Origin of the sequence: Solirubrobacter soli DSM 22325, assembly GCF_000423665.1 — a bacterium.
Classification (GTDB): domain Bacteria; phylum Actinomycetota; class Thermoleophilia; order Solirubrobacterales; family Solirubrobacteraceae; genus Solirubrobacter; species Solirubrobacter soli.
In genome coordinates this window covers 414,384-420,607 of the sequence record NZ_KE384072.1, presented here as the reverse complement: position 1 = coordinate 420,607, position 6,224 = coordinate 414,384, and the positions used below count along the sequence as shown (strand labels likewise).

The following is a 6,224-nucleotide window of genomic DNA, read 5'->3' as shown; positions in this document are numbered from 1 at the left end:
CGGGCCCGTGTCCCACGGGATGCCATAGATGCCGTTCTGGATGTTGATCTGCTTCTGCACCCACTCCGGGTAGCCGGAGAGGAAGTTGTCGGGCAGGTACGGCGTCATGTCGAGCAGGCTCTTGGTGAGCGTGAAGCTCGGGATGTACTGGAACTCCATGTGGACGACGTCCGGGAGACCCTTGCCCGACTTCAGCACGGTGCGCAGCTTGCGGTAATGCGGTGGGCCCTGGCCCACGTTCTGGAGCTTGACCTTGATGTTCGGGTGCGCGGCCTCGAACATCTTCACCGCCTCGTCGGTGCCGGGCGTCCACGCCCACACGGTGATCGTGGCCGGCTTCTTGAGCTCGGCCGCCATATCGATCTTCTTCGTCGACGTCGCGCCGCCACCACCGCCCGAGGTGCTGTCACTGCCGCCGCACGCTGCCACCAGGGCAGTGAGTGCTAGACAACAGGCGACCAGCGGGGCGCGCCAACGGGCGCTGTTGCTTCGTACCGTGCTACGCAAGGGGTCTCCCCTCCTCGTCGTGCTCGTCCCGGGCGCTCCGCGAGCACCAGGCTTCCGCAGGTGCCCGAAACCGCGACCTCGCCGGAAGCGAGGCCCGTTCCAGGCGGCAAGTCTGTCTCGATCGTGCTTCTACGCGCGGTGAATCTCGGTCAGCGCGCCGAACGGATCGCGACCCGGATCGGCGACGGTCCACAACTCGAACGTGAACCGATGCTCCGACGCCATGCCACTCACCCCCGCGGCATGCCACTCGATCATGACCATCACTGCGTCTCCTCCTCAGCACCCCGACTCGGGTGACGAAGATGAGCATAGGTTACGACGGAGTCTTGCGCAACTCTTAGGTTCGAAAACTGCCCGTGCTCGCGACTCGAGCCGAGAGATGCTCGTCTGTCGCCAGCAGAACCAGCGTCAATGCCCCGCGCACCTCCGCGGCGGGCCCGAGCTCCGCCGGCACCAATTCGGTCGACGAGAGCACGGCCCCGAGCGTCCGCCGCTCAAGCGCGGATCGAATCGAGGCGAGCAGCAGGTCCCCGGCGAACCGCAGCTCTCCCCCGATGATCACGCGTTGCGGATTGAGGAGGTTGCATGCGGCGGCCAGCGCCTCGCCGATGTGGCGCCCGGCGTCCGAGAGCACGCGCAACGATGCGCGGTCACCTGCCTTTGCGGCCTCCACGACCGCCGCGATGGTCGGCGGCGGGTCCTGCGAGGAGGCGAGCGTCCTCAGGATCGCCGGTTCCGATACGAACTGCTGCAGGCAGCCGCGATTCCCGCACCCACACCACGGGCCCTCCTCGTCCACGGTCACGTGCCCAAGCTCCCCGGCCAGGCCGGCGGCCCCGCGATAGATACGACCCCCCAGCATGAGCCCGAGACCGATCCCCGTCCGCACTTGCAGGAACACGAAGTCCTCGCAGCCGCGTCCGGCCCCCCACGTCGCCTCGCCAAGGGCGCCGAGGTTGGCGTCGTTGTCGGCCTGAACCGGCAGGTTCAGTCGTTTGGACAGCTGCTCTGCCGGGTTGATCTCCGCCCACCCCGGCAAGATCGAAGGCTCGAGCACGATGCCGCTGGATACCTCGACCGGCGCGGGAACGCTCATGCCGACGCCCAACACCGCCGTCCGGCTCACCTTCGCGGAAGCGAGCGCTTCGTTGACGAGCTCGACGGCCACGTCCAGTGCACGGGCGGCGTCGGCATCGACGTCGAGGTCTCGCTCGATGTCGGCCAGGATCGTGTGAGACAAGTCGGCCACCGCGACCCGGATGCCGTCGTGGTCGAAGTCGACCCCGATCGCGACCGCGGATCTGGGCTCGAGCGCCACCAACACGGGAGGCCGCCCGCCCTGGCTGGTCGGCGCGCTCGGCGCGGCTTCCTCGCGCACCAGCCCGGCTTCGGCCAATGCGGCGAGCAGGCTCGCGACGGTGGTGCGCGAGATTCCCGTCCGCCGCGCGAGCTCCGTTCGACTGATCGAACCCCCCAGCCGCAGCGCGGCGATGACACGAGCCAGGTTCTGTTCGCGCAGGGCCTCGAGCGATCCGCCGGGCGACGGGAACCCATTTTCGGCTTCGTGGTTATGCACGACTCAGTCCCACCAGCTCATCCTTGTCCGTATTTGGGCCGAATGTTTTGACGTAGTCTTGCAGAACTGCCAAGCTTTTGGTGCCGTCCGAACCTCGAGTCAGAGAGACTATGACGTCCAGCGATCAGATCCAGACCCCAGAGCGCCGAGCCGTCGGCGCGGCCGTGTTCCACGTCGCGATGACCGGGTCCGACACGGCTCCCGGCTCCGATGACAGCCCGTTCCGGACCATCAACCGAGCCGCCGGGGTGGCGCAGCCGGGCGACACCGTCGTCGTGCACGCAGGCGAGTACCGCGAGTGGGTGATGCCACGACGCGGCGGGTTGAGCGACCAGCGTCGCATCACCTACGAGGCGGCCGCCGGCGAGCACGTCGTCATCAAAGGCTCCGAGCGGGTCACTGGGTGGGAGTCCATCGATGACACGGTGTGGAAGGTCGTCGTGCCGAACGCGCTCTTCGGCGCCTTCAACCCATTCGCCGAGACGATCGACGGGGACTGGATCGTCTACCCCGGCGCGGACTCCGGCCGCAAGCACCTCGGCGACGTGTACCTCAACGGGCGCAGCTTCTACGAGGTGCTGAGCCTGCCCGAGGTCTCGGACCCGCCGCTCCGGACGGAGGTGCTGGACGACTGGACCGGGACGACGGACCGGATTCGCGATCCCGAGCAGACGCTCCACGTCTGGTACACGGAAGTCGACGCCGACCAGACCACGATCTGGGCGAACTTCCAGGGCGCTGACCCCAACGCCGAGCTCGTGGAGATCAACGTGCGCCGTTCGGTGTTCTACCCGACCGAGCATCACCTCGACTTCATCACGGTCCGCGGCTTCGAGTTGGCGCACGCGGCCAGTCCGTGGACTCCTCCGACGGCCGACCAGCCGGGCCTGATCGGCCCGAACTGGGCGAAGGGCTGGATCATCGAGGACAATGTCATCCACGACGCGAAGTGCTCGGCGATCTCGCTCGGCAAGGAGGCCGCGACCGGACACAACTACGCGACGCTTCGGAAGGACAAGCCCGGCTATCAGTACCAGCTCGAGTCAGTGTTCTCGGCGCGGCAGATCGGCTGGGATCGCGAGCACATCGGCTCGCATGTCGTCCGGCGCAACACGATCTACGACTGCGGCCAGAATGGCATCGTCGGGCACCTCGGGTGCGTGTTCTCGACGATCGAGGACAACCACATCTACAACATCGCCCTCAAGCGCGAGTTCTACGGCTACGAGATCGCCGGCATCAAGCTCCACGCGGCCATCGACGTCGTCATCCGCCACAACCGCATCCACGACTGCTCACTCGGCGTCTGGCTCGACTGGCAGACGCAGGGCACCCGCATCTCACAGAACGTCCTCTACGGAAACAGCCGCGACCTGTTCGTCGAAGTGAGCCACGGGCCCTACATCGTCGACCACAACGTCCTGGCCTCACCCGCCTCCCTGGAGTCCTTCAGCCAGGGCGGCGCGTACGTCAACAACCTCGTGTGCGGAACGGTGGCGATCGTCCCGGTGATCGAGCGCCCGACGCCCTACCACGTACCCCACAGCACACAGGTCGCCGGCTACGCGGCGATCCTCGCCGGCGACGATCGCCACATCGGCAACGTCTTCCTCGGCGGTGGCACGCCCCCGGCCTACGGCCCGACCGCACGGTTCGGCCAGGGCGCAAGCTACGGCACCGCCGGCTACGACGACCATCCCGCAACGCTCGCCGACTACCTCACCCTGGTCGACGACCCGTCGCGCGGCGACCACGAACGCTACGCGGGCGTCAAGCAACCCGTGTACATTCGCGACAATGTCTACGCCCTGGGCGCCGACGCGTACGAAGCCGAGCACGATGCGCTCGTCCTGGACGGCGACGACGTGAGCGTCGCCGTCGTCGACGAGGGCGACGAGGTCTACCTCGAGACGCAGTTGCCCGAGGGCTTCGACCAGGCGCGCATCGGACTCATCACCGGAAGCGACCTCGAACGGGTCCGCTTCGTGGACGCGGACTTCGAGGAACGCGACGGGAGCCCGGCACGGCTCGACACCGACCTGGTCGGGACGCGGAAGACCGGCGACCACGCCTATGCCGCCGGGCCGATCGCAACCCTCGCATCGGGCGCGTCGCGCGTCCGCGTGTGGTGACGCGGATGGGGGTTCGCTGGGCCGTTCTCGGCCCCGGAAACATCGCTCGGCGCTTCGCGTCCCAGCTGCCGCACAGCGAGACCGGCACGCTTACAGGTGTCGGCAGCTCGGATCCCGATCGCGCGCGTGCCTTCGCCGACGAGTTCGGCCTCGGGGCCGATGCGGTGATCGGAACCTACGACGAGGTTCTGGCATCGGCGGCCATCGATGCCGTCTACGTCTCGACCGTGCACACGGGCCACGCCGCCCTGACCATCCGCGCGTTGCGTGCGGGCAAGCATGTGCTGTGCGAGAAGCCCCTGGCGCCCAACAACGGCCAGGTGATGACCATGGTCGACGTCGCCCGGGAGGTCGGTCGGAGCCTGGTGGAGGCGTACATGTACCGCTTCCATCCGCAGACCCGGGACGTGCTGAGCCTGGTCGCCCAAGGGGTGATCGGAGACCTGGTCCACATCGATGCCAGTTTCGCGTTCCATAGCGGGAGCACCGAGGGGCGGCTGTTCGATCCCGGGACCGCGGGCGGCGGGATTCTCGACGTCGGCGGCTACCCCGTCTCCTACGCCCGCGCGATCGCGGGTGCCGCGGCGGGCAAGCCGTTCGTCGAACCGGACACCGTCTCCGCGGACGGTGTCATCGGCGCGACCGGGGTGGACGAGTGGACCGTCGGCCGGCTCTCGTTCCCGGATGGCGTCACCGCTTCGGTCCGGGCCGGGATCCGGCTGCAGGACGCCAACACCGTGACGATCTACGGCAGCGCGGGCAAGATCGAGATCGCCGATCCGTGGACGTTGTCCGCCGACCCGACGGTGACCGTCACCCTGGTCGGAGAGGAGCCGCGGACGCGCAGCTATGCCGGAGCGTTCCCGTACGCGCTCGAAGCCGACGGCCTCGCGCGTGCGCGGGACGAGGAGCCGGCGGCCGGCCCGATCGAGATGAGCCTGGCCGACAGCCTGGGCAACGCCCGCGTGCTGGACGAGTGGCGGGCGGAGATCGGGTTGGTGTATCCGTTCGAGGCCGACGACGCGAACATCCCCACGGTCTCGGGTGAGCCGCTGACGGTCCGGCCCGGATCGGCGACCCCACCGATGAAGTACGGCAGCATTCCCGGGTTGGACAAGCGGATGTCACGGCTCGTCATGGGGTGCGACAACCAGCCCGACCTCGCGCACGCCTCGGCGGTCTTCGACCACTTCTACAGCCTGGGCGGGAACGCGTTCGACACCGGCTGGATCTACGGCAGGGGACGCTACGAGCGACTCTTCGGCCAGTGGATGGCCAACCGCGGCGTCCGCGAGGACGTCGTCGTGATCGTCAAAGGCGCCCACACCCCGCATTGCGATCCCGAGTCGCTGGTGTCACAGCTGGCGGAGTCGCTGGAACGCCAGCAGTCCGAGTACGCCGACATCTACATGATGCACCGCGACAATCGGGATATCCCGGTCGGTGAGTTCGTCGACGTGCTCGACCAGGAGCAGCGGGCGGGGCGGATCAGGGTCATCGGCGTGTCGAACTGGACCCGCGAGCGCTTCGAGGAAGCCAACGCCTATGCGCGCGCCAACGGACGGCGAGAACTCACGGTGCTGAGCAACCACTTCGGCCTGGCCGAAGCCTACGACGTGCCGTGGGCCGGGTGCGAGCATGTCACCGATGCTGCGTCCAAGCGGTGGCTGACCGAGGCGCAGATCACGCTGCTCCCGTGGTCGTCGCAGGCCCGTGGCTTCTTCGCCCGGCCCGCACGGCCGGATGACCGCAGCGACGCGGACCTCGTCCGCTGCTACTACAGCGACGACAACTTCGAGCGCCTGCGGCGGGCGGAGAAGCTCGGATCCGAACTCGGCGTGCCGGCCACCGCGATCGCCCTCGCCTTCGTCCTGAGTCAGCCCTTCCCGACGTTCCCGCTCTTCGGTCCGCGGTCGATTGCGGAGACCCGCTCCTCGATGCAGGGCCTCGGGGTCGAGTTGACCGAGGAGCAGGCGGCCTGGCTCGATCTCAAGCGTGACGCGTGA

Annotated in this window: 5 protein-coding genes; 2 read left to right on the top strand and 3 right to left on the bottom strand. The window is 68.1% G+C overall.

Features of this window, described 5'->3' with window-relative positions; all coding sequences use genetic code 11:
• The 3 genes from G569_RS55925 to G569_RS55920 all read right to left on the bottom strand — a co-directional run.
• Window positions 1-357 (bottom strand): extracellular solute-binding protein (locus G569_RS55925; RefSeq protein WP_028067685.1); only part of this gene is annotated, 357 nt, incomplete at its 3' end.
• 279 nt (window positions 358-636) lie between these two features.
• Entirely contained in the window at window positions 637-774 is a 138-nt protein-coding gene (locus tag G569_RS64330) for a hypothetical protein (protein WP_169542361.1), read from the bottom strand.
• Between the two features lie 73 nt (window positions 775-847).
• Window positions 848-2,086: an ROK family protein gene (locus G569_RS55920; RefSeq protein WP_053227753.1), complete on the bottom strand. Its 1,239-nt coding sequence runs from the start codon at window positions 2,084-2,086 to the stop codon at window positions 848-850.
• Between the two features lie 110 nt (window positions 2,087-2,196).
• On the opposite strand from G569_RS55920, the gene G569_RS0140880 reads away from it, so the two are divergent.
• Together G569_RS0140880 and G569_RS0140875 are read left to right on the top strand one after the other, a co-directional pair.
• A complete protein-coding gene (locus G569_RS0140880) occupies window positions 2,197-4,218 on the top strand; it encodes a right-handed parallel beta-helix repeat-containing protein (protein WP_053227752.1) in 2,022 nt (673 codons plus the stop codon).
• Between the two features lie 5 nt (window positions 4,219-4,223).
• Complete coding sequence (locus G569_RS0140875; RefSeq protein ID WP_037502951.1) at window positions 4,224-6,224, top strand: aldo/keto reductase; 2,001 nt, start codon at window positions 4,224-4,226, stop codon at window positions 6,222-6,224.

Coding starts and splice junctions, on each gene's coding strand:
- G569_RS0140880 (WP_053227752.1), top strand. CDS start 2,197: ATGACGTCCAGCGATCAGATCCAGACCCCAGAGCGCCGAGCCGTCGGC.
- G569_RS0140875 (WP_037502951.1), top strand. CDS start 4,224: ATGGGGGTTCGCTGGGCCGTTCTCGGCCCCGGAAACATCGCTCGGCGC.